At 57.8% G+C, this 21,844-nt stretch carries 29 protein-coding genes; all 29 read left to right on the top strand.

Annotation, left to right across the window (positions count from 1 at the left end; genetic code table 11):
* The first annotated feature begins 51 nt into the window (after positions 1-51).
* A complete protein-coding gene (locus U8U01_RS14370; protein WP_322175618.1) occupies positions 52-300 on the top strand; it encodes an AbrB/MazE/SpoVT family DNA-binding domain-containing protein in 249 nt (82 codons plus the stop codon).
* A complete protein-coding gene (locus U8U01_RS14375) occupies positions 293-949 on the top strand; it encodes a hypothetical protein (RefSeq protein ID WP_322175621.1) in 657 nt (218 codons plus the stop codon). The genes U8U01_RS14370 and U8U01_RS14375 overlap by 8 nt, the downstream gene beginning before the upstream one ends.
* A 19-nt stretch (positions 950-968) precedes the next feature.
* Complete coding sequence (locus tag U8U01_RS14380; RefSeq protein WP_322175624.1) at positions 969-1,436, top strand: regulatory protein GemA; 468 nt, start codon at positions 969-971, stop codon at positions 1,434-1,436.
* A 6-nt stretch (positions 1,437-1,442) separates the two neighbouring features.
* Complete coding sequence (locus tag U8U01_RS14385; protein ID WP_322175627.1) at positions 1,443-1,763, top strand: Mor transcription activator family protein; 321 nt, start codon at positions 1,443-1,445, stop codon at positions 1,761-1,763.
* A gap of 87 nt (positions 1,764-1,850) precedes the next feature.
* Positions 1,851-2,165 (top strand): hypothetical protein, encoded by a 315-nt coding sequence (locus U8U01_RS14390; protein ID WP_322175630.1) that lies wholly within the window; start codon positions 1,851-1,853, stop codon positions 2,163-2,165.
* Positions 2,162-2,815 (top strand): hypothetical protein, encoded by a 654-nt coding sequence (locus U8U01_RS14395; protein ID WP_322175632.1) that lies wholly within the window; start codon positions 2,162-2,164, stop codon positions 2,813-2,815. Before U8U01_RS14390 ends, U8U01_RS14395 begins: the two co-directional genes overlap by 4 nt.
* 12 nt (positions 2,816-2,827) lie before the next feature.
* The gene (locus U8U01_RS14400; RefSeq protein WP_322175634.1) at positions 2,828-3,391 is read left to right on the top strand and encodes a phage protein Gp27 family protein; all 564 of its coding nucleotides are present in this window, start codon (positions 2,828-2,830) and stop codon (positions 3,389-3,391) included.
* A 4-nt stretch (positions 3,392-3,395) separates the two neighbouring features.
* On the top strand, positions 3,396-3,893 hold the full coding sequence (locus U8U01_RS14405) for a transcription termination/antitermination NusG family protein (protein WP_322175637.1): 498 nt from the start codon (positions 3,396-3,398) through the stop codon (positions 3,891-3,893).
* Positions 3,894-4,193: 300 nt separating this feature from the next.
* Positions 4,194-5,948: a phage terminase large subunit gene (terL, locus tag U8U01_RS14410; protein ID WP_322175639.1), complete on the top strand. Its 1,755-nt coding sequence runs from the start codon at positions 4,194-4,196 to the stop codon at positions 5,946-5,948.
* A gap of 10 nt (positions 5,949-5,958) precedes the next feature.
* Positions 5,959-6,222: a hypothetical protein gene (locus tag U8U01_RS14415; RefSeq protein WP_322175642.1), complete on the top strand. Its 264-nt coding sequence runs from the start codon at positions 5,959-5,961 to the stop codon at positions 6,220-6,222.
* 1 nt (position 6,223) lies between these two features.
* A complete protein-coding gene (locus U8U01_RS14420; protein ID WP_322175645.1) occupies positions 6,224-7,612 on the top strand; it encodes a phage portal protein in 1,389 nt (462 codons plus the stop codon).
* Positions 7,609-8,634: a minor capsid protein gene (locus U8U01_RS14425; RefSeq protein ID WP_322175648.1), complete on the top strand. Its 1,026-nt coding sequence runs from the start codon at positions 7,609-7,611 to the stop codon at positions 8,632-8,634. The genes U8U01_RS14420 and U8U01_RS14425 overlap by 4 nt, the downstream gene beginning before the upstream one ends.
* A gap of 249 nt (positions 8,635-8,883) precedes the next feature.
* Positions 8,884-9,525: a capsid assembly scaffolding protein Gp46 family protein gene (locus tag U8U01_RS14430; RefSeq protein WP_322175650.1), complete on the top strand. Its 642-nt coding sequence runs from the start codon at positions 8,884-8,886 to the stop codon at positions 9,523-9,525.
* Position 9,526: 1 nt separating this feature from the next.
* A complete protein-coding gene (locus U8U01_RS14435) occupies positions 9,527-10,498 on the top strand; it encodes a hypothetical protein (protein ID WP_322175653.1) in 972 nt (323 codons plus the stop codon).
* Complete coding sequence (locus tag U8U01_RS14440; protein WP_322175655.1) at positions 10,495-10,827, top strand: hypothetical protein; 333 nt, start codon at positions 10,495-10,497, stop codon at positions 10,825-10,827. The genes U8U01_RS14435 and U8U01_RS14440 overlap by 4 nt, the downstream gene beginning before the upstream one ends.
* Positions 10,784-11,155, top strand: a complete 372-nt coding sequence (locus tag U8U01_RS14445; RefSeq protein ID WP_322175658.1) for a head-tail connector protein — start codon at positions 10,784-10,786, stop codon at positions 11,153-11,155. The genes U8U01_RS14440 and U8U01_RS14445 overlap by 44 nt, the downstream gene beginning before the upstream one ends.
* Positions 11,148-11,510, top strand: a complete 363-nt coding sequence (locus tag U8U01_RS14450) for a hypothetical protein (protein ID WP_322175661.1) — start codon at positions 11,148-11,150, stop codon at positions 11,508-11,510. The genes U8U01_RS14445 and U8U01_RS14450 overlap by 8 nt, the downstream gene beginning before the upstream one ends.
* Entirely contained in the window at positions 11,510-11,911 is a 402-nt protein-coding gene (locus U8U01_RS14455) for an HK97 gp10 family phage protein (protein ID WP_322175664.1), read from the top strand. The genes U8U01_RS14450 and U8U01_RS14455 overlap by 1 nt, the downstream gene beginning before the upstream one ends.
* A 17-nt stretch (positions 11,912-11,928) precedes the next feature.
* Complete coding sequence (locus tag U8U01_RS14460) at positions 11,929-12,405, top strand: translation initiation factor 2 (protein ID WP_322175667.1); 477 nt, start codon at positions 11,929-11,931, stop codon at positions 12,403-12,405.
* Positions 12,406-12,409: 4 nt separating this feature from the next.
* Positions 12,410-13,474, top strand: a complete 1,065-nt coding sequence (locus U8U01_RS14465; RefSeq protein ID WP_322175668.1) for a phage tail sheath subtilisin-like domain-containing protein — start codon at positions 12,410-12,412, stop codon at positions 13,472-13,474.
* Between the two features lie 14 nt (positions 13,475-13,488).
* Positions 13,489-13,923 (top strand): phage tail tube protein, encoded by a 435-nt coding sequence (locus U8U01_RS14470; RefSeq protein ID WP_322175670.1) that lies wholly within the window; start codon positions 13,489-13,491, stop codon positions 13,921-13,923.
* 17 nt (positions 13,924-13,940) lie between these two features.
* Positions 13,941-14,378 (top strand): hypothetical protein, encoded by a 438-nt coding sequence (locus U8U01_RS14475; protein ID WP_322175673.1) that lies wholly within the window; start codon positions 13,941-13,943, stop codon positions 14,376-14,378.
* Between the two features lie 170 nt (positions 14,379-14,548).
* The gene (locus tag U8U01_RS14480; protein ID WP_322175676.1) at positions 14,549-16,978 is read left to right on the top strand and encodes a phage tail protein; all 2,430 of its coding nucleotides are present in this window, start codon (positions 14,549-14,551) and stop codon (positions 16,976-16,978) included.
* A gap of 12 nt (positions 16,979-16,990) precedes the next feature.
* Positions 16,991-17,638, top strand: coding sequence for a LysM peptidoglycan-binding domain-containing protein (locus tag U8U01_RS14485; RefSeq protein ID WP_322175678.1), 648 nt, complete (start codon positions 16,991-16,993; stop codon positions 17,636-17,638).
* 324 nt (positions 17,639-17,962) lie between these two features.
* The gene (locus U8U01_RS14490; protein ID WP_322175681.1) at positions 17,963-18,940 is read left to right on the top strand and encodes an XkdQ/YqbQ family protein; all 978 of its coding nucleotides are present in this window, start codon (positions 17,963-17,965) and stop codon (positions 18,938-18,940) included.
* Between the two features lie 13 nt (positions 18,941-18,953).
* Positions 18,954-19,199: a hypothetical protein gene (locus U8U01_RS14495; RefSeq protein ID WP_322175684.1), complete on the top strand. Its 246-nt coding sequence runs from the start codon at positions 18,954-18,956 to the stop codon at positions 19,197-19,199.
* Positions 19,196-19,639, top strand: coding sequence for a DUF2634 domain-containing protein (locus tag U8U01_RS14500; RefSeq protein WP_322175687.1), 444 nt, complete (start codon positions 19,196-19,198; stop codon positions 19,637-19,639). Before U8U01_RS14495 ends, U8U01_RS14500 begins: the two co-directional genes overlap by 4 nt.
* Positions 19,639-20,745: a baseplate J/gp47 family protein gene (locus U8U01_RS14505; RefSeq protein ID WP_160578837.1), complete on the top strand. Its 1,107-nt coding sequence runs from the start codon at positions 19,639-19,641 to the stop codon at positions 20,743-20,745. Before U8U01_RS14500 ends, U8U01_RS14505 begins: the two co-directional genes overlap by 1 nt.
* On the top strand, positions 20,729-21,844 hold a 1,116-nt coding region (locus tag U8U01_RS14510), incomplete at its 3' end, for a putative phage tail protein (protein ID WP_322175691.1). The genes U8U01_RS14505 and U8U01_RS14510, both read left to right, overlap by 17 nt.

Here is a 21,844-nt window from a genome sequence, read left to right on the forward strand (position 1 = left end):
TCACAAGCCCGGATAGACGCAGAGTGAGGAAAACACAAAGGAGGTATGCGGATGGACGCACAAAAGAAGCTGGGCAAAAAAGGCACCCTGACCATCCCCCAGCAGCTGCGGCACCAGCTGGGCCTGCAGGGGGGCGCGGCGCTGGATATCACCACGACAGAGGACGGGGGCCTGCTGCTGCAGAAGCACCTGCCGACCTGCAATATCTGCGGCGGCACCCAGGGTGTTATAAAGTTTAGGGGCTTTGATATCTGCCGGGAGTGCCGCCAGGGCCTGCGGGAGGTGGCCGGGGATGATTAACCAGGAACAGGTCAAGGCTTATGTGGACGAATACGCTGCCCTGACCCTTGAATCCAGCCGTATAAAGGAGCGCATGGACTGGCTCAAGGGATACTTTGAGACCCTGGCCGCCGATGACCTTAAGGACACCAAGCTGCTGACCGCCTCCTATTGGGGCAGCCAAAACAGCCGGGTGACGGTGACAAACGCCGCCACAGTCAAGCCGGTATCCCTTACGATGGTAAAGGAGGTGCTGGGCAAGGTGGCCGGGGACTTTATCAAGACAGAGAGCACCGACACCATGACCGCCCCCTGCAAAAAGCTGCTGGGCATGGTGGCCCAGGGGAATTATACCGAGGGGAGCCTTAATAGCCTGATCCAGAAAATCAGCAGCGACCCCAAGGTGCAGGCCACCCTGCAGAAACGGCTCAAGGGTACTTACAACCGGGACAAGGCCGCGCTCATGAAGGTGGGCGGCCTGCCGGAGCAGGAGGCCAGCGATTGGGCCTACCTTGCCGCCGAGGTGATAAATTGGGAATGGCTCACCCAGGTGCTGCGGGCCGCAGGCTGGCAGGGCAGCACCCAGGAGGCCGTGGACATCATCCGGGCCGCCGTTATCGTGGAGGAAAGCATCAAGGTGGGCGTGGAAGCAGAGCAGCCGCCAGCGTAGGCGGGGAAAGGAAGACGCTATGGCAGCCATCAACGGGCAGCAGATTAGGAAGATATACGCCATAGGCAATGCGCTGGGCATTGTGGAGCGGGACAACGAGGAGGACGCCCTGCACTCCCTGGTGGCTGCCATTACCGGGAAAGGCTCTGTAAGGGCGCTCACCAGCAGCGAGGCCCAGGCGGTAATAAACGACCTGCAGCAGCGCCAGGGCACCCCTCCCCCGCGCCGTAAGCCTAAGACGCACACAGAGCGCCCTGGCGGGGCTACGGCAGCCCAGCAGCGCAAGGTGTGGGCTTTGCTCTATGAGCTGCAAAAAGCGGACACAGCGCCCAGCAGGGCCACTTTAGGGCAGCGCCTGTGTGGTATCTTGAAAAAAGAGCTGCACATAGACGCCCTGCCAAAGGAGCCTTTTGTCTGGATCGACTTTGAGACCTGCAACCGGCTTATAGAAATACTGAAAAAGTATGTGGCCAATTCCGGGAGGTGAGGGTGCATGAGCGTACTGGATAAAATCACAATGGGCGACCTGGACGAAAACCAGCAGCAGGTGGCCGAGACCGTGGGCCTGGACAATTACAAAAAGCTGGTGGCAGCCTATGGAGGCATGAGCATTTATATCCCCAAGCCTGACCAATTCGAGCGGGCCGACCGGGACAACAGGATAAGGGCCGAGTTTGACGGTTACAACTTCCGGCCCCTGGCGCAGAAATACGGATTGACAGAAGTCACAATAAGGAGTATTGTATCAGATAAGGTGCGGGAAGTCCGCGCCCGCCCCTGGATGGCCAGCTATCTTTCCAGTAAAATCAAATAGTAAAGCACTTTATTTGACCGCTTGCGTGTTTTGAAGGTATGATTGAGACAAATCAATCATACCTTTTCTTTTTTCGGGGGTGTTCGTGTGACGTTTGATAATGGGACATGGTGGCTGGCGCTGGCCCTTTTGGGACTGATAACAGGCGGCTTGACCTACCTGGTAAAGCGGACTGTGTTCGGGCGGGTAGATAGGCTGGCCGATGATATTGAGCGGATAAAACAGGACTATACCCCCCGCAGGGTGCATGATAAAGACCACGATGCTACACAGGCAGAAATAAAAAAGATAACAGAAAACTATCTGACCAAAGAGGACTTTTTTCGTGAGCAGGCCAAAACAGAGCGCAAGCTAGACACAATACTGGATATATTGATGAAACAGGGAGGCAGGGGCGCATGACGGAAATGGACGTAAAGCGCATAAAGGCTGGTAACTTTGCCCGGAACAATGGCCAGGTTTTGCAGGCGGTCAATATCCTGCGCATAAAGTTTAACAAGCTGGCCGGGATAGAGCGGATGCTGAAAAGCAGCGGCATGGCCCCGGATGAATTTCTGGAAAGCGTCAACTTCCTGGCAGAAGAGGGATATATTCACCTGCGGTATATTTCCACCAAAGAGACGGCCACCCTGGCCGATGCGGAATATACAGCCCTGGAGGCCAAGCTCACCGGCAAGGGCATAAGGCTGCGGGCCGGAGGGATCGATGACGATATGGTGGAAGTGTCCAGCAGCGACAAGAGCCTTTTGCGGGCTGGCAACTTTGTCCAGAACAATGGCGGGGTGCTGCGGCCCTTGAATATCCTCTCCCACAAGTACAATAAGCTGGGCAACCTGCAAAGCCTGCTGGCTGGTGAAGGTGTGGCCGAGGATGAATTCCTGGACAGCGTAAACTTTTTGGCGTCTGAGGGTTATATCCATTTAAGGCTGATTTCTACACGGGAGCCTGCGCTGCTGGCAGACCATGAATATACCGAGCTGGAGGGTAAGCTCACCAGCCGGGGCAAGCGCCTTTTGAAAGGCGGCATAGAGGACAACATGATCGAAGTATAGGAGAGCGGGCACATGGGCAAAAAAGCGGGCAACCGAAAGCACAGCAAAATAGACGGGTTAGACCCCGCGCTGCGGGAAGCGGTGGAGCAGATGCTTTTGTCCAATGCCACCTATGGGGAGATTGTGGACTTTTTAGGCCAGAACGGCGTGGGCATATCGGTGGCAAGCGTGTGCCGGTACGCCCAGGCATACCAGGCCAATGTACAGATGCTGGCGGTGGCCCAGGAGAATTTCCGGCGCATGATGGATGAGTTAGACCGTTACCCTGACCTGGACACCACCGAGGCCATTATCCGGCTTACCAGCCAGAACCTGCTGAACGCCCTGGCCGGGGCCAGCGAGGAGGACTGGCATGGGGTAAGCATTGACAAGATGCTCCGGGAGGCCAATGCCCTGGTGCGGGCCGCCGCCTACAAGAAGCGGGTGGAAATGCAGAACCAGGACGCCACCGAGGCGGGGCTGGAGGCTGTGCGGACTTTGGTATTCGAGGCCATGGCCAGGGAGCAGCCGGAGCTTTACAGGCAGGTAAGCGAATTTTTGAACGCGAAAAAGCGGGACGGTTTGGAAAAGGGGTGAGGGTATGTGGTATGTGCTGCAGGTAGATACCGGGCAGGAGCAGGACGTGCAGCAGGCGCTGCGGGGCATGGGCATGATTGCTTTGGTGCCCAGGGAAAACCGGGCTGTCCGTAAGGGCGGGGCCTGGACACACAAGGAGTATACCCTCTTTCCGAGCTATGTGTTTGTAAGCCTGGACTATAACGCCGACAACTACTATAAGGTGCGGGCCGTGCCCCATGTGCAGCGGTTTTTGGGCACCAGCGGCCTTTCCCCTTCCCGGCTCACCTACCTGGAGGCCGAGTGGATCAAGGTGCTTTCCGGGGGCGGCAGGCCCCTGGAACCCACCAGGGTGCGCAGGCAGCCGGACGGCTCCCTCAAGATCGTGGGCGGGGTGCTGGGGAACTTTGCCAGCCGCGCTATCCAGTATGACAGCCACGCCCGCAGGGCCAAAGTGGAGCTGACCATTTGCGGGGAGCCGAAAACGGTACAGCTTTCGGTGGAGCTTGTAAACGATTCTTAAAAGGCATACACAGGAAACCGAAAAAGGCCGGGCGGTTGATGCGTCCCCCCGGCGCGGATCGGCGGACATAGACGCATGGAGACCGGGCCAAAACAGGCCCCGGATGGCGAAGCACACCCATCCGGGGCGGGATTTTGCGGCCCCGGCCTCTTTTGTTTTGTTTCTATGCGTTTAAGAACCGTTTAAGGCCGTTCAAACCGCGCCCCAGCCAAGAGGGCGGGAAAAGTTACCACCAAAAGGCAAGGGGGCAAATAGGGGCATTTCTGGCCCCGTATCAGCAAGGGAAAGGAGGCGGGCTGTTTGAAGCAGCGGAAAAAGCAGAGCATAGAGGCCCTTACGGGGGCCATGGCCGAGGCCGAGGCTAAAAAATACGAGACCGAGGGCACGGACTTAAACGCCCTGCGGGCGCTCTTAAAGGATTTTCTGGAGAGGGATCATTCCCCGGAACGGGAGCAGCTGAAAAAGGATTATATCGCGGGCCTGCCCCTTACCGGGAGCGGCGGCCTGCGCAAACGGCTGGCGGCCATTGACATGGAATTTTTCGGGCGGGCCTACTTCCCCCACTATTTCAGCCGCCCCTCCCCGGACTTCCACCGGGAGTTGGACGGCATCTGGCAGCAGGGTGTGCTGAAAGGCCGCTCCCCCGTGGCCCCGGCTGACGCCAAGGCAATCAGCCGCCTGCCTGGTGTGCGCCGGGTAGTGGCCGCGCCCCGTGGCCACGCCAAAAGCACCAACCTGACCTTTAAGGGCACCATGCACGCCGTCTTGTACCAGTATAAACATTACCCCATACTCATATCGGACAGCAGCGAACAGGCCGAGGGCTTTCTGGACAATATCCGGGTGGAGTTTGAAGAAAACCTCGCCATTATAGAGGACTTTGGCTTTCTGCCCGGCAAGGTATGGCGCAATAATGTGCTGGTGACCAAAAGCAACATCAAGCTGGAGGCCATCGGCAGCGGCAAGAAAATCCGTGGGCGCAAGCACCGGAACTGGAGGCCCGACCTTATTATCCTGGACGATGTGGAGAATGATGAAAATGTCCGTACCCCAGACCAGAGGGCCAAGCTCGACAACTGGTTCAAGAAAGCCGTATCCAAGGCCGGGGACGATTACACGGACATTATCTATATCGGCACCCTGCTGCACTATGACAGCCTGCTTGCCAACACCTTGAAGAACCCGGCCTATAGGGCTATCAAGTATAAAGCGGTCATTTCCTTTTCAGAGGCGGACGCCCTCTGGCAGCAATGGACGGAGATTTATACAGACCTTGCAAACGATGACCGGGAGCGGGACGCCCTGGCTTTCTTCCATATGCACCAGGCCGCTATGCTGGCGGGCACAAAGGTGCTATGGGAGGAAAAACTCTCCTATTATGACCTCATGGTTATGCGGGTATCTGAGGGCGAGAGCGCTTTCAACAGCGAAATGCAGAACGAGCCTATAAACCCGGACGATTGCCTGTTTATGGAGGAATGGCTGGACTATTACAACGAGGCCGAGATAGATTTCCGAGACCGCGCCTATCAATTCTTTGGCTTTGTAGACCCCTCCCTGGGCAAAAACAAAAAAAGCGACTTTTCCGCTATCCTGACCATAGCCAAGCACAAGGCCAGCGGCTATATGTTCATAATGGACGCCGATATCGAGCGCAGGCATCCAGACCGCATTATCATGGACGTGCTGGACAAGGAGCGCTGGCTGCGGGCCACCTATGGCCGGGGCTATAAGAAATTTGGGGCCGAGGTGAACCAATTCCAGTGGTTCCTCAAGGAGGAGCTGGCAAAGGCCAGCGCCAGGGCGGGGCTGTACCTGCCTATCGAGGAAGTGCAGCAGTCCAGCGACAAGGTGCTGCGTATCCAGACCCTGCAGCCGGATGTAAAAAACAAGTATATCAAGTTTAACCGCCGCCATAAGAGGCTCCTGGAGCAGCTGACGCAATTCCCCATGGCGGCCCACGATGACGGCCCGGACGCCCTGGAGGGTGCCCGTACCATAGCCAAAAAGTCAAGGCGTTTCCGCATTGTAGACCGTGCGGATTTAGGATTATAGGAGGTATTGCATGGGATACACAAAGCTTTACAGCGGGTGCAGGGCTTGCCCCTACCGGGAGACCTGCAGCCATAAGCTGCTGATGAGCGAGGGGGGGTTGAAACCTGCGGCAGCGCCCCTTGCCCAGCCTTTGCCCCAGCCGCTGCTGCAGCCCCATGATTACCGCCCTGTCAAGATTGACGCAAATACTACTATTACCATTGACCTTGAAAAGCTTAAAAAGCAGCTGGAGGAAAGCCATTTCCCGCCCATGCTGTTCCAAGGGGGTGCATAATTTGCCTGTACTGTACATGGAACGCTCGGCCCTGGAGGGGCTTACCGAGGCAGATATCAAGAAAATCATAGAGGAAAACGAGGGCAGTATCAAGTACCAGCGCCTGGAGGGGTACTATGTGGGGGATCATGATATCCTGCGGTATACCAAAAAGGACAAGGCCGTGCCCAATAACCGGCTGGTAAACAATATGCCCCGGTATATCACGGACACGGCTGTGGGGTACTTCCTGGGCAAGCCTGTGGCCTATTCCAGCCAGGATGATGCTTTCCTCCAGGCCCTGCAGGATATTTTTGACTATAACGATGAACAGGACGAAAACACGGAGCTGGCGAAAACCGCCAGCATAGACGGCAGCTGCTTTGAGATGCTTTACATGGATGAGGACGCCATGATCCGCTTTGTAAAAGTGGCCCCCGGCAACTGCATCATGATCTATGAGACCGGCTACACGACCCCCATGGCAGCGCTGCGCTTTATCTATTCCAGGGACAGGCGCGGCAACCCCATCAAAAAGGTGGAGTTTTGGACTTCCACCGAGTGCTGGTATTTTGTAAGCTACAACGGCGGCCCCCTGGAGCTTATGGATATTGTGGAGCACTACTGGCAGGACGTGCCCTTTGTGGAATATATCAACAATGAGGAACGGCTGGGGGACTTTGAGGGCGTTATTACGCTAGTGGACGCCTACAACCGGGCGCAGAGCAATACCGCCAATTTTTTCCAGTATAACGATGAGGCCATCCTTAAGGTGCTGAAAATGGGGGATGTAAAGCCCCAGGACATCCGGGACATGAAAGAGGCCGGGGCCATCCTGCTGGAGGACGGCGGGGACATACAGTGGCTTATTAAGGAAGTGGCCGACGCCCCGCTGGAAAACTACAAAAAGCGGCTGCGGGATGATATGCACCTTTTTTCCAACGTCCCCAACCTGAACGATGAGAACTTTGGCGGGAACCTGTCCGGCGTGGCCGTGTCCTATAAGCTGTGGGGCCTGGAGCAGGTCTGCGCCATCAAGGAGCGGAAATTCAAACGGGCGCTGCAGCGGCGCATTGAGCTTATCACCACCATGCTGAACATCCAGGGCGGCCACTATGACTACCGGGATATTGATATCCAGTTTAGGCGCAACAGGCCCCAGAACCTTTTGGAGAGCGCCCAGATTGTCACCACCCTGTCCGGGGAACTGAGCCGGGAGTCCCGGCTGCAGCTGCTGCCCACGGTTGAAAATGTGCAGGATGAGCTGCAGAAGCTGGAGGAGGAAAAGAAAGCGGACATGGGGGACTTTGGCGGGTATGACGCCCTGGCCCATGCCCTGCAGCAGGCCCAGGCCCCGGAACAGGCCCAGCAGCTGCCCCCGGCCCAGCAGCAGGGGGTGGCTGACGCATGAGCTATAAGACCCGCAATGAGTGGATAGAGGACGCGAAAAGCCGCCTTTTGCAGAATGAGCGCCGGGCGGACAAAGCGGCGCGGGAGCTGCTTTTCCTCTACGATGAGGCGGCCTACAGCATAGAAAAAGAAATCAACACCCTTTTTGCCCGGTACGCAACGGACAGCCACCTGACCGCCTCCGAGGCGTCCCGGCTGCTGTCGGGCCGGGAATACAGCCATTGGCGCAAGTCCATTGAAAAGTACATAGAGGATACCAAAGGCAAGGACAAGGCCAAAGCCAGCAAGGCCCTGCTGGAGCTGAATACTTTAGCCATGAAAAGCCGTATCAGCCGCAAGGAGCAGCTGCTGGCGGCTGTCTATATGGCCATGATGGATTTAGCCGGGGACAGTGAAACCCGGCTCACCACCCTTTTGGGGGATATGGTTCGGGTAAATTATTATGAAAGCTGCTTTTCCATGCAGAAAGGCATCGGTATGGGCTTTAACGTGGCAAAACTGGACACAGCCCTTATCCGGCAGATCGTTTCCTACCCCTGGAGCGAGAAGCACTTTTCAGAGGCTGTGTGGGGTGCCTGCGACCATATCGCGGCTGTGGCAAAGCGGGAAATCACCCTGGGCTTTATCAAGGGCAGCGGCGTGGATGAAATGGCCCGCGCCATTGATGAGGTTATGGACAGGGGCCGGTACAACGCCCAGCGCCTGGTGCGTACCGAGTGCAAATACTTTGCGAACCAGGGGGAGCTGCTGGCCTATAAGGAAAACGGCATCAAGAAATACCGCTTTATCGGCGGCACCGAAGGCAGCACACACTGTGACTGCGCCCTTTTGAATGGCCGGGTATTCCTGGTGGAGGAGGCGGTGGCCGGGGTGAACTTCCCACCCATGCACCCTAACTGCCTGTGCATCGTGGTGGCCGCCTTTGACAAGAGCCTGTTTACAGAGCGCAAGGACGCCCGGCCCTTGTCGGAAAATATCAAGTTTAAGGAATGGCAGGAAAAATATGCGGGAGGTGCGGCATGAGTACTCAAAAGGCGTGGCCTTGCCCTTTTTGCGGGGGAATAGTCACACAAAGGCAAGGGCTTTCCGGCCCCCGGCACTTTCTGTGCGGTAAATGCGGGGCCGTGGTCAGTTTCAATAATAAAGAGTGCAGAAACGATAAAAGGCGGGCCATCCATTATTGGAACCGCCGGGTATGCAGGAAGATAATTTAAGCGCCGGTTAAACGGCGTTTTTATTATACCCAAAAATCATTTAAGGAGGATTTACACAATGGCAGATGAAGTCAATACCACCCAAAGCGCGGCGGCCCCTGCTGCCGGTACGCCCCAGGCGGCCCCGGAGGCCGCCCCCACCCAGGAACAGCAGAACGCTTTCCAGCGGTTTTTGAGCGGCCTGCTGGGCGGCAAGGCACCCGCCGCCCCCGCAGAGGGCGCGGAAACAGATACGCCCCCCGCCGCTAAGCCCGAGCCGGAGGCCAAGACCTACACCGAGGCCGACCTGCAGGCCCGGCTGGAGGCCGCAAAGGCCGAGTGGGCCGCCCAGCAGCAGGAACAGGCGCGGCTGGAGAAACTCCCCCCGGAGGAGCGGGCCAAGGCCGAGGCGGACGCCCAGCGGGAAGAATTGGAGGGCCTGCGGGCGCAGCTGCTGCAGCGCGACCTTAAAGACGCCGCCCTCAAGCAGCTTGAAAAGGACGGTTTCCCCGCAGGGCTTGCCGACCTGCTTACCTACACGGACAAGGAGGCCATGGAAAAGAGCATGGCCCATGTGCAGGATGTTTTCAAAGGCTGCCTGGAGGCCGCCGTCAAGGAACGGCTGCGGGGCAAGACCCCGGAGGGCCTGGGCGGGGCCGCTTCTGCGGAAAACGCCATCCGGGATCAGATCGCGCAGAATATCAGAGGAGGGTTAAACTAATATGGCTAACGATGTTTTGCAGTATGCGTCTGTTTTTCAGAGCGAGCTTGACAAGGCGGCGGTGGCGGGTGCCACCAGCGGCTGGATGGAGCTTAATGACAAGCTGGTAAAGTATGAAGGGGGCGCGGAGGTAAAAATCCCCCAGCTGGATATGGACGGCCTTGCCGACTATGACCGGCAAAACGGCTTTGTGGAGGGCACTATCAACCTTACATGGCAGACCAAGACCATGACCATGGACAGGGGCCGCCAGTTTACCTTTGATGAGCATGAGGTCAACGATACCAATTTTGTGCTGACCGCCTCCTCGGTCATGGGGGAATTCCAGCGCACAAAGGTGGTGCCGGAAATCGACGCCTACCGCTATAGCACCATTGCCGCCCTGGCTATGGCAAAAGACCGGGCCGTGTATGGCTACACCCCGGCAGAGTCCACCATCTTAAAGCAGCTTTATACGGATATCGCCAGCGTCCAGGACGTGGTGGGGGACGATACCCCCCTGGTGATCACCATGGCCACCCCCGTGGCGGCGCTGTTCGACCTTAACACAAACCTGTCCCGCTCTATCAGTGTGACGGATTTCCAGCAGGGCGGCGTAAACCTTAAAATCAAGGCTATCAACGGCCAGCACCCCATTATCCGGGCAGGCTCCGGGCGGCTGAAAACCGCCTACCAGTTTAATGACGGCTCCACCACCAACCAGACAAAGGGCGGCTTTACCCCGGCAGAGGGGGCGCTGGACATCAACTGGATCATCTGCCCCCGCAACGCCCCCATTGCCGTTTCCCGCACGGATGAGGTGCGTATCTTTGACCCGAAAACCTACCAGAAGAAACGGGCCTGGGCCGTGGACTACCGCAAGTACCACGACCTGTGGATCATGGACAACAAAATGCCCAGCATCCTGGTGAACCTCAAGCAGGCAAAGCCCGCCGCCAAGCCGGAGGGTGAAAATGGAGGGCAGGGCACATGATTACTATGAAAAAATTAGGCGTGGTGAAAGAAGTACCCAGCGAGGAGGACGCCGCCAAACTGGCACGGCAGGGCTTTGAGCGTGTGGGCGGGGAGGCTGCCCCTGCAGCTGACCGCCCCGCCACCATGAAAGACCTGCATACAGTAGAAGAGGCTATCTACGCACATATAGGCGAGAGTTTTCTGAAAATGAGTGAGGCAGTATACAACCGCTTGTACAGTGAGCTGACGGCAACTGCCCCTGGAAAGCCCAAGACAGCGAAAGCCAGCAAAAAGGAGGAACCCCATGGAGGAGCAGATCAGCCGGATCGCGCAGACGGCGCAAAGTAACCTGGGGCTGCCGGATGAGCAGCAGCCCGTTGTCCTGCGATATGTGCGGCGGGCGGTGAACCGTATCCGCATATTTTGCAGCCGCAAGGACTTGCCCGAGCCGCTGGAGGACGTGGCGGCACAAATGGTGGAGGATATGCTGCGGGCTGACCAATCCCCTGCCAGCGGCGGGAATGAGGTGTCCAGCATTACCCGTGGGGACACCAGCATCCACTACCGGGATAAAGCCTCGGCCTACCAAAACGCCGCCAATTTTGTCCGGGACTATGAAAAGTTTCTTATCCCCTTTCGGCGGATGAAGTACCCCAGGGAGCAGCCCTATGACTGAGGCGGATATTTTAGCCAGCACTTATACGGATACCTGCACGGTCTACCGGCCCCATAAGGCGGTGCAGCCCAGCGGGGAGAGCGTATTCAAGAAAGGCTTGGAGGGGCAGGCAGTATATGAGGCCATCCCCTGCGCCCTGTCAAGCCCCACCGGGGGCAAGCTCAGCCAGGGCAGGGCCACGGCCAGCGTGGACACGGACTTTTCGCTGTTCGTGCGCCCGGAGGTGGATATCCAGCCGGGGGACACGGTGGTGGCGGTGCGCCTGGGCAAGCGGTTTGTGTGCGGTGCGGGCCTGCCGGAGCGGCACCCCTCCCACAATAATGTCCCCCTAAAGCTGCAGAAGGACAAAGCATAATGGCTGGCACGGATTATAGCTTTGAGGGCCTGGATAAGCTGGAGCAGCAGCTTTCCCGGATGATAGAGCAGGAATACCCCGCCGAGTTTGAGCAGATGGTGCTGCAGGTGGCCTATGAGCTGCAGGGAAAGGTCAAAGAAAAAACCCCTAAAAGGACAGGCCGCCTGCAGGACAGCTGGAAGGTGGGGAAAATCCAGAAGCGCGGGAATGAGTACTACATTGAAGTATACACCAATGTGGACTATGCCGAGCCTGTGGAATACGGCCACCGAACCCGTGGGGGCCGGGGCTTTGTCACCGGCAGGCACATGATGCAGCTCTCCCTGGAGGAGGTGGCGGCCCGTTTGCCCGGTTTCCTGCAGGGCTGGCTGGATGATTTCATAAGCACACATGACCTATGAGGAAAGGAGGCGTGGCGGTGGCATCCACTATCTTTGAAAGCATAAAAGAAAGCCTTGTGGGGCTGTTTAAGGGCCTGTACCCGGCCTTTGACGTGTTCTGTGAGGAAATACCCAAAACGCAGAATGACGCGCCGGAGCCGGACATAGAGGACTATATCTTCCTGGATATCGTCCCCGCCGCCAACACCACGGCAAGCGCGGCCCACACAGACCGCCGAGTGCTGGTGGACGCCGCTATCCATACGGCCTCGGAAAGCAACGCAGAATATTTGCGCATAGGCCAGGAGGTGGACGGGGCGGTGCGGCCCGTGTTCCGCTTTACGGACGGGGGCGAGGCCCGGGCCATTACGGTGACGGACGTTTCCCTCAAGGTGGTTGACCGGGTGCTGCACTGCACCTTTACCCTCAGTTTCCGGGACAGCCTGCAGGAACCGCCCCAGCCGCCCCTTATGGAGGAGCTGGATATTCATATAAGCAATACAGAAAGGACGTGAGGCAATGGGATTGCCTGAGATCAATATCATTTTCAAGACCAAGGGCCTGACCGCCATCCAGCGCAGCGAGCGCGGCATTGTGGCCGTTATCCTCAAGGATGATACCGAGGGCGGGCAGCCTGTAAGTATTTATAAAAGCATTTTGGACGTGGACTTTTCGCAGTTTACCCAGCGCAATTATGAATACCTCAAGCTGCTTTATGAGGGCGGCCCTTACAAGGTCATCGTGGTAAAGGTGCCCACCACCACGGAAAGCCTGTCCCCCTGGCTTAAGAAGCTGCGGGACTTGAAGTGGAACTATCTCACGGTGCCGGGTATCACCAATGACGAAAAGACCCTGGTATCCGCCTGGATAAAGGAAGAACGGGAAAAAGACCACAAGACCTTTAAGGCCGTGCTGCCGGAGTGCGTGGCCGACCATGAGGGCATTATCAACCTGACCACGGGCAACATCAAGAGCACCCTTGGCGGGGAGGCTTTCTCCACGGCTGAATACTGCGCCCGGATAGCCGGGGTGCTGGCAGGGCTTTCCCTGGCCCGCAGCAGCACCTATTTTGTGCTTTCGGATATTGTGAGCGCGGATGTGCCGGACGACCCGGACGAACGGATCGACAAGGGGGAGCTGGTGATCGTCTTTGACAGCGAGAAATACAAGATAGGCCGGGGCGTGAACAGCCTGACCACCTTTACCGCCGAACACGGCGAGGAATTTTCCAAGATCAAGATCATGGAAGGGGTGGACTTGTACCAGGACGATATCCGCAGCACCTTTGAGGACGCTTATGTGGGCAAGGTCATCAACGACTACGACAACAAGCAGGCTTTTGTGGCGGCCATCGTTGCCTACCAGAAGTCCCTGGAGGGCAATGTGCTTGACCGCAGCTTTGACAATACCGCCGCCGTGGATATCGAGCAGCAGCGGCTGTATATTGAGGGCAAGGGCATCGACACCACCGACATGAGCGACATTGATATCGCTATGTATAACACCGGCTCAAAGGTGTTTATTTCCAGCAACGTCAAATTTGTGGACGCCATGGAAGATTTGAGCCTGGTGTGCAATATGTAGGAAAGGAGAAGCGCATGAGCAAAATCAGGGGAAATAAGACCCTTTCCGGCACCTGGGGCGAGGTGTGGGTGGACGGCGAGAAAATCTTTGAGCTGTCCAAGGTGGAACTGAAAATAACCGCCAACCGGGAGGACGTGCAGCTGGGCCTGGACGTGGACAGCAAAATGACCGGCCTCAAGGGTGAGCTGACCCTCACCACCAAAAAGGTGTATTCCCGGTATAACGCCGTATTTGAGAACTGGAAAAAGGGCATCGACCAGCGCAGCCAGATCATTACCAAGCTGGCAGACCCGGACGCCGTGGGCGGGCAGATCGAGCGCTATAGCTGCGATAATATCTGGTTTAACGAGCTGCCCCTTATCAGTATGGAAATGGGCGGTATTATCGAGCAGGAGGTTAGCGGCGGCTTTACCCCGTCCGACCTTGTGAACCTGGACAAGATCGCATAATTTAGGAGGTACTTACAGTGGCAGAAAATAAAAAGAGCCTTTTGGCTGAATTTTCCCGCAAGGCCATGCAGCGGCTGCAGGCCAAAAAGGCGCACAAAAAGCAGGTGCTCCATGTGCCCGGCCTGGATCAGGATATCACCATCCGCAGCCTGACCTATAACGAGATCGCAGAATGTAACGAGGTGGACGACAGCATAGACAGGGGCCGCAGCGACAAATACGGCGTTTACCTGGCTATGGTGGAGCCGGACTTAAAGGCCGCCGCCAAAGAAATCATGGAGGCCGAGGCCGACCTCCCCCCGGAGGAGCGTACCCTGCATGAGCCTTTGGATATCGTAAACGCTTTTGAGATATTCGAGATAAACCAGATCGCGGCGGCAGTTATGAAGCTGAGCGGCGTGATTGGCGGCCAGGATAAGGACGTTACGGCGGTAAAAGAGTTAAAAAACTCATAACCCAGGATGGCGAGGCGTACCTGCTGCACTACTACATACAAAAGGGCTGGGATGCGGAAAGGTTTTTGAGCCTAGACCGTGAATCCCGGCTCTTTTATGCTGCGTCCATGGAAAAGGCCCTGGAGGACAGGGCCGCCATGTTCCAGATTGACACAAAAGGGGGTGGCTGATTGGGCGTTATCAAGGGAGCTATCTCCATTAAGGACAATATGTCGGCCACCCTGCGCAGCATACGGCAGGAGCAGAGCGCTTTCCGGCAGGATGTGGCCAAGACCAAGCAGGAGCTGAAAGCCACCTGGGATAAAAAGCGCACGGCACGGCTGGACGCTACGGCGGCCCATAAAGCTATGGAGAGCCTAAAGCAAAAGGCCCAGCCGCTAAGAAAGAAGATCGTCATGGCAGCAGCCCTTAAGGACGCCGCCAGCGACAAAATACGGAACGTAAGCAATAAGGTCAAAGGGGTGGGCAAGCTGGTGGCCCGCCCCTTTGTGAAACTCAAGGACGGGGCCACCTCCCTGATAAAGGGCGTCACCAATAAGGTGAAGTCCGTGGGGAAGCTGGTGGCCCATGCCACGGTAAAGCTGAAAGACGGCGTTACGGCTGGCCTTTCCAAGATAAAGTCCGGCCTTGCGGCGGTGGGGAAAAACGTGGTGATCCCCGTGACCCTGGCAGCCGCGACCGTCACCATGGGGGCTATCAGCCAGGGGGCCAAGCTGGAGCAGAGCCTGGGGGGCGTGGATACGCTCTTTAAGGACAGCTCCAGTGTGGTCAAGGCAAACGCCGCCTCGGCTTTCAAAACGGCGGGCCTGTCCGCCAACGAGTACATGGAACAGGTCACCAGCTTTTCGGCGTCACTTATCAGCAGCCTGAGCGGGGATACCGCCAAGGCCGCCACGGTGGCCGACATGGCTATGGGCGATATGTCCGACAATGCCAACAAGTTCGGCACGGACATGGAGTCCATCCAGAACGCCTACCAGGGTTTTGCCAAGCAAAACTACACCATGCTGGACAACCTCAAGCTGGGGTATGGCGGCACCAAGGAAGAAATGCAGCGGCTGCTGCAGGACGCCCAGAAGCTTACTGGCACCGAGTACAATATCGACAACCTGTCGGACGTATACAACGCCATCCACGCCGTACAGAACCAGCTGGGGGTTACGGGTACCACGGCAAAGGAGGCCAGCGAGACCTTTAGCGGCTCTTTCTCAGCCATGAAAGCCGCTGCCCAGAACCTGCTGGGCAATATGGCCATAGGCGGGGACGTGACCGGCTCCATGCAGAGCCTGGTGGACACGGCCTCCACGTTCCTGTTTAACAACGCCATCCCCATGATAGGGCGTGTAATGTCCTCCTTGCCGGGGGCAATAAAGTCCGGCATCAAGTCCGCAGGCCCGAAAATCAAGGCTGCGGGCGGTGAAATTGTTAAAAGCCTAAAGGCCGGTATCAAGGGTATTTTACCCTCCAGCATGGGCGGGCTTGTCACCTCTGTCTTTGACGGCCTGCTGCCTAAAATCGGCCCGGCCTTTGGAAAGATAACCTCGGGGCTTGGCTCCATGCTGAAATCAGCCTCCCCCTACCTTGTTTCCTTTGGGGAGGCTGTCATAAGCGGCATAGGCGGGGCCATAGACTTTGCGGCTGCAGCCATGCCCACCCTGGTGAGCGCCTTTGACACGGTGCTTCCGGTCATAGCCAGCATAGCGGGCGGTTTCCAGTCCATCATGCCGTCTGTTATGAGCTTCGGCGGGGCGGTCATGGGGGCCATCCAGCAGGTGGGCACAGCGGTCATGCCGGTTATTGCCAGCATCATGGACACGGTGCAGGCGGTGATCCCCGCCGTGCTGCCGGTATTGGAGACGGTAGTCACACAAATAGGCTCCATTATAAGCGCGGCGGCCCCGGTCATAGGCGGGCTGGTGGAGGGCATCGGCCAGGTCATTTCTGCCCTGGCCCCTGTGTTCCAGACCATCTTTGACGGCATCGGCCAGAAGGTGGGCACGGTACTGGAGTTTGTCGGCAGCAAAATGGGGTGGATACAGCAGATCATCGGGCAGGCAGCGCCGCTGATCGCCAGCGTGCTTTCCTCTGCGTGGTCGGTCATTTCCCCCATACTGGACATGGCGATCAGCGTGTTCCAGCTGCTTTTCAACGTAACGCAAACTGTCTTTAACGGCATTTTGGGTGTGGTGCAAAACGTCTGGAACGCCATCCAGCCCATTATCTCCTCTGTGGCGGACGCCCTTTCCTGGGTATCCAGCAAGGTGAGCGGGCTGTTTGGGGGCATATTCGGCGGCGGTGGAGGCGGCAGCGTGGGTGCGAACGCCGATGGCACCAACAACTGGCGGGGCGGCCCCACCTGGGTGGGCGAGAAAGGCCCGGAGCTGGTAGACCTGCCCCGTGGCAGCCGGGTGCTGCCCAATAAGGAAAGCGTACAGGTGGCAAGGAACGCCGCGCCTCAAAGGGGCGGCACGGTAATCCACCTGACCATTGCCAAGCTTGCCGACCAGATTATCGTCCGGGAGGATGCGGATATTGACCGCATAGGCGAGGCGGTGGCCAAAAAGGTGATACTGGCCATAGAGAACCTTGTACCAGCGTAAAGGGGGGACTGCATGAAGGAACGCATAATAGAATTAAGCTACAACAACCATGAGGAAATGTTCGAGCTGCCCATAAACCCGGAGGAGTTCGAGTTTACGGAACCCCATAACAACCAGCGCATTACCCTGCTGAATATCGGGGAGGCAAACCTTATGGGGCGCAGGGGGCTTTTGACCGGCTCCTTTTCCAGCTTCTTCCCTTCCTCCCGCTCCCCCTTTGCCCGGTACGCCGACCGGGAGCCCATGGAATATATCAAGCTCCTGCAAAAGTGGAAGTCCAAGCCCCAGCCCATCCGGGTGATTATCAGCGACTGCGACTTTAACCTGGCCATGACCATAGACAGCCTGAAATACAGCCACAAAGAGGGCGATAAGGACGTATATTATACCCTGGATTTGACCGAGTACCGCTTTCTAAATGTGCCCACGGTCAAGCAGGAGGCTGCCGCCCCCAAAAAGGACAGCGGCCTGAAGGAGCGGCCCAATACCCAGCCTGCCCCCAAGACTTATACGGTGGTATCCGGGGACTGCCTCTGGAATATCGCCAAGAAATTTTATGGGGACGGCAGCCAGTACACAAAGATATACAATGCCAATAAGGGGGTGATCGGCAGCAACCCCAACCTGATAAGGGCGGGGCAGGTTTTTACAATCCCGTAAGAAAGGAGGAGGCGCTATGGGCTACAGCACTTGCGGCACCTGCAAATGTGACCGCTGCGCACGAAATGCCGAGCTTTCCCTGGAGTATACCACTTTAGGGGAAATACAAGACGTGGCGCTGGTTTGCTTCTTTTGTGATGAGTGCAGGCATTGGAGCGGCAACCCCCGCCAAAGGAGCCAGTGGCGGCGCAGCTGTGCAGGCTTTCAAGAGGCCATAAAAAGCATAGAACGGCGCACACAGGCGGCGCGGTCAAAACTTAGGCTTATACCTGGAGGGGGTAAACAAATGGGATAGATTGGACATTCGGCAGCGCGGACAGGGAAATGAAGCTGCTGGTAAATAACCGCGACCTGTCCCAACTGGTGGGCACAGCGACCTGGAGCGGGGACAGCAAGCAGGTGGCCCGGAAGCTCACGTTTACGGTGGCCGCCAAGGCCAGCGACCGCTTCCTGCCCAAGGCGCCTATAAGCGAGGGGGATCAGGTGGTTTTTTCCTACAAGAGCCGGAAAGTCCCGGAAAGGGTGCTTTTCGGCGGGCCCATCCTGGACATTGACAAGGCGGCTTCCGGGAACAGCATCACATACACGGCCCTAGACCTGCTGTTCTATATCAATGGCAGCGACATCAGCCATGTGTTTGACGATACCCCGGAGGCTATTACCGCCTGGATATGCTCCCAGCTAGGGGTGCCCTTTGGTTCGGCTGCCCCCACGGGCATCAAGGTATATATGCCATGCCTGGGCAAGAAAGCCTATGAGGCCATTATGGCGGCCTACACAGCCGCCAGCCGCCAGAACGGCAAGAAGTATATCCTCATGATGCAGGACGTGAGCAAGGTATGCGTTATAGAAAAGGGCGCTCTCTGCGGGGCCATCCTGGAGGGCGGCTACAATCTGACCGAGGCCAGCTACAAAACCAGCCTGCAGAACATGGTCAACCGGGTGGTGATCACCAATAAGGAAGGGGGCCAGGTGGGCGTGGTGGAGGATGCGGAGGCCCGGAAGAAATACGGCACCCTCCAGCGGGTATATCAGCAGCAGGACGGGAAAAACGATACCGCCGAGGCCAAGGCCCTGCTGCAGGCCATAGAGCAGTCCGGCTCGGTGACGGCCACCAGCGACGTGCGGGCCATATCCGGCTATGCCATTATTGTGCAGGAACCTGTTACCGGGCTTTACGGCAAGTTCTACATTGAAAACGACACCCACACCTTTTCAGACGGCAAGGAGGAAATGCAGCTGACGCTTGCTTTCTCCAACATGATGGACGAAAAGGAAATTGACAAAGAAACGAAAGCATAAGGGAGGCGGTAAAGTGGCAGAGCATTGGGCGGCGGCGCTGGCGGGGGCTATGCGAGGCCTTGCGGGCGGGGACAGCGGCCAGGGGCTGCTGTTTGCCCGGATAAACAGCCCCAGCCCCCTGAGTATCCAGGTGAACGGGCAGACCATCTCCCGGCACCTTTACAGGAATTATGGCTATACCCCCCAGGCAGGTGACCAGGTGCTGGCCCTGCGGCAGGGGGACGCCTTTTACATTTTGATGAAGGTGGTGCCTGCATGAGCGTTTTCCCCTTTATCGACCCGTCTGCCCTGGGGCCGGAGGAGAGCACAGAGCTGCCCCTGTTCCGGGAGTATGCCTATGACTTCCAAAACAACTGCCTGCTGCTGAAAAGCGGGCAGACCTACCTGGTAGAGGGTAACGAGGCCCTGCGGATATGGATATACAAGGCCCTTACCACCGAGCGGTTTCGGTATACGGCCTATGACGCAGACTTTGGCAGCGAGATAGATACCCTCATCGGCAGCCCCCTGAATAGTGATATAGCAAAGTCTGAATTAAAGCGGTTTATCACCGAGGCTTTGATGGTAAACCCCTATATTGAGGAGCTGGGCAATTTCCAGATAAGCCAGACCGGCAGCGGGGTGACGGCAGAGTTTGACTGCACCACCATTTACGGGCCGGACAAAATAGCATGGGACTTTAAGGGGGTGAAACTGTAATGAGTGATTTAGACTTTAGTGCCAGCGCGGTGCTACAGCGGATGCGGGAAAGCCTTAAGAATGACGCCAACCGCATGGAGGGCGGCTTCTGCATGGACAACCTGCAGGCGGTGGCGGAGGAGATATCCAGGCTTGACACCATGGAGGTCATGCCCATCCCGGACAGGGTGCTGCTGGACACAGCCGAGGGGGAGTTTTTAGACCGCAAGGCCCTGGACTATAACGAAATCAGGAACCCTGCCACAGCAGCCACGGGCACCCTGCTCTTTACCGGGGACGTGGGCGCGGCCATCCCCCAGGGCACCGGGGCGCTGTACGGCGCTCTGGTGTTTGAAACAACCACCCCGGCCCGGATCGGCGCGGACGGCACCTGCCAGGTAGGGGCTAAGTGCCAGGAAACCGGCCCAGCGGGCAACGCCCCGGCAGGGGCTATAGCAGCCCTGCAGGCATCGGTGGACGGGGTGAAATCCGTTACTAACCCCCAGCCCTTTGGGGGCGGCACCGGGGCCGAGAGCGATGATTCTTTCCGGCAGCGCATTTTTGACAAGATACGGCGGCCCATCACCAGCGGGAACCGCAACCACTTTATCTATTGGGCCAAGCAGGTGTCCGGGGTGGGCGGGGCCAAGTGCCTGGGGGCGGAAGTCTGCGGGGCGGGCAAGGTGAAAGTCATTGTTTTGTCCGACCAATACAAGGCCCCGGACAGGGTGGTGCTGGAAAACGTGAAAGCCCATATCCAGGAGGAACGGCAGATCGGCGCGGACGTGACGGTGGCGGGGGCAGCCCCCAAAGCCGCCCATATCGTGGTGGAGGTGCAGGCGGCCCCTGGCTACAACATAGCCGACATACGCCAGAACGCCATAGCGGTGCTGCAGGCATATGTGGACAGCGTGAACCGGGAGGACTTCGACCAAGCCCCGGCCCGGGGCGATGAGGGCCGGGAAAGCACCATAAGCTACTACCGCATAGGCGACCTGATTTTTGGCGTGGAGGGCGTGGCCGATATCGTAAGCTATACCCTAAACGGCGGCCTTGCCTCCCTTTCCTGCGGGTATGGGGAATACTTCACCCTGGAGGAGGTGGACATCCATGCCCCTGACAGATGATTTCATGCTGCCCCGCAGGGTGCGGACTATGGAGCAAATGGCCGACCTGCTCCAGGCGGAGGAGGCGGAAATCAACCAGGCCCAGCGAACCATAGACGCTATGGCGGCCCAGCTGGCGGTGTGTACCAGCACTTTCCTCCTGCCCCGGCATGAGCGCATATTCGGCCTGCCGGTCAATACCGGGGAAAGCCTGGAGGTGCGGCGGGCCAGGGTGCTGGCCCGCCTTAACACACGGGGCGTCACTACGGTGCAGGCCATACGGGAGCTGGTGCAGATTATAACGGGCCGGGAGGGGGAAGTCACCGAGCATTTTGCGGGCTATGCCTTTTCTGTGACTGTCCGCCTGCTTTTCCCGGACGCCACCAAAGACCTGGGGGAGCTTATCCGGCAGATAGACGAAATAAAGCCCGCCCACCTGATTTTCGACACCATCGGGGCGGTGCAGCCGGTGGTGCTGGAAAACCGAAACCGGCTGCTGTTCGTGAGCCAGTCCCTGCGGCTGCGGGTGAGCAACCTGGGTGAGGGGGCCATATACCTGGACGGGCGCAGAAGCCTGGACGGCACCTGGCAGCTCGTGCAGAGGTTTACCAGGGGCGCGGCCTTTTCCCAGCTCCTGCTCTCCATGGGGGCCAACAACTGCTTAAGCTGCGGGCAGGCCCTTAGTTGGGCTGTCCGGGCCATGGCCCATATGCAAAACAAGGTGGGCCTTGCCAGTGTGCAGGTGTGCCGCTACGGCGCAAACAACCTGGGGATAGAGGAAACCCTGCTAAACGGCAAGCGCCCCTTAGACGGGGGCTGGCATCTTGCGGCCTCTTTCAGCAAGGGACTGAGGCTGTCCCGCTTTACTTGGGCCAGCAGGGCTGTAAACCGGCAGGAGGCGCAGGGGGCGGTAACTTTCCGGGCACAGGCGAAAAACGCCCACAAAGGAGCCGTAAGGGGCCTTTATAGGGCGTTTGGGAAGAATGTGCAGACAACACGGCAGCAGAGACTTACAGCCGCCTGCAGGGCCGTGAACGCCCAAAGGGTGGCAGCCTTTGTCACCTCCCGGATAGACCGGGGGCTGGACGGGGCTTTTCATTTGGACGGCGCGAAGAAACTA

The organism is Acutalibacter caecimuris (genome assembly GCF_034335085.1).
Lineage (GTDB): Bacteria > Bacillota > Clostridia > Oscillospirales > Acutalibacteraceae > Acutalibacter > Acutalibacter caecimuris.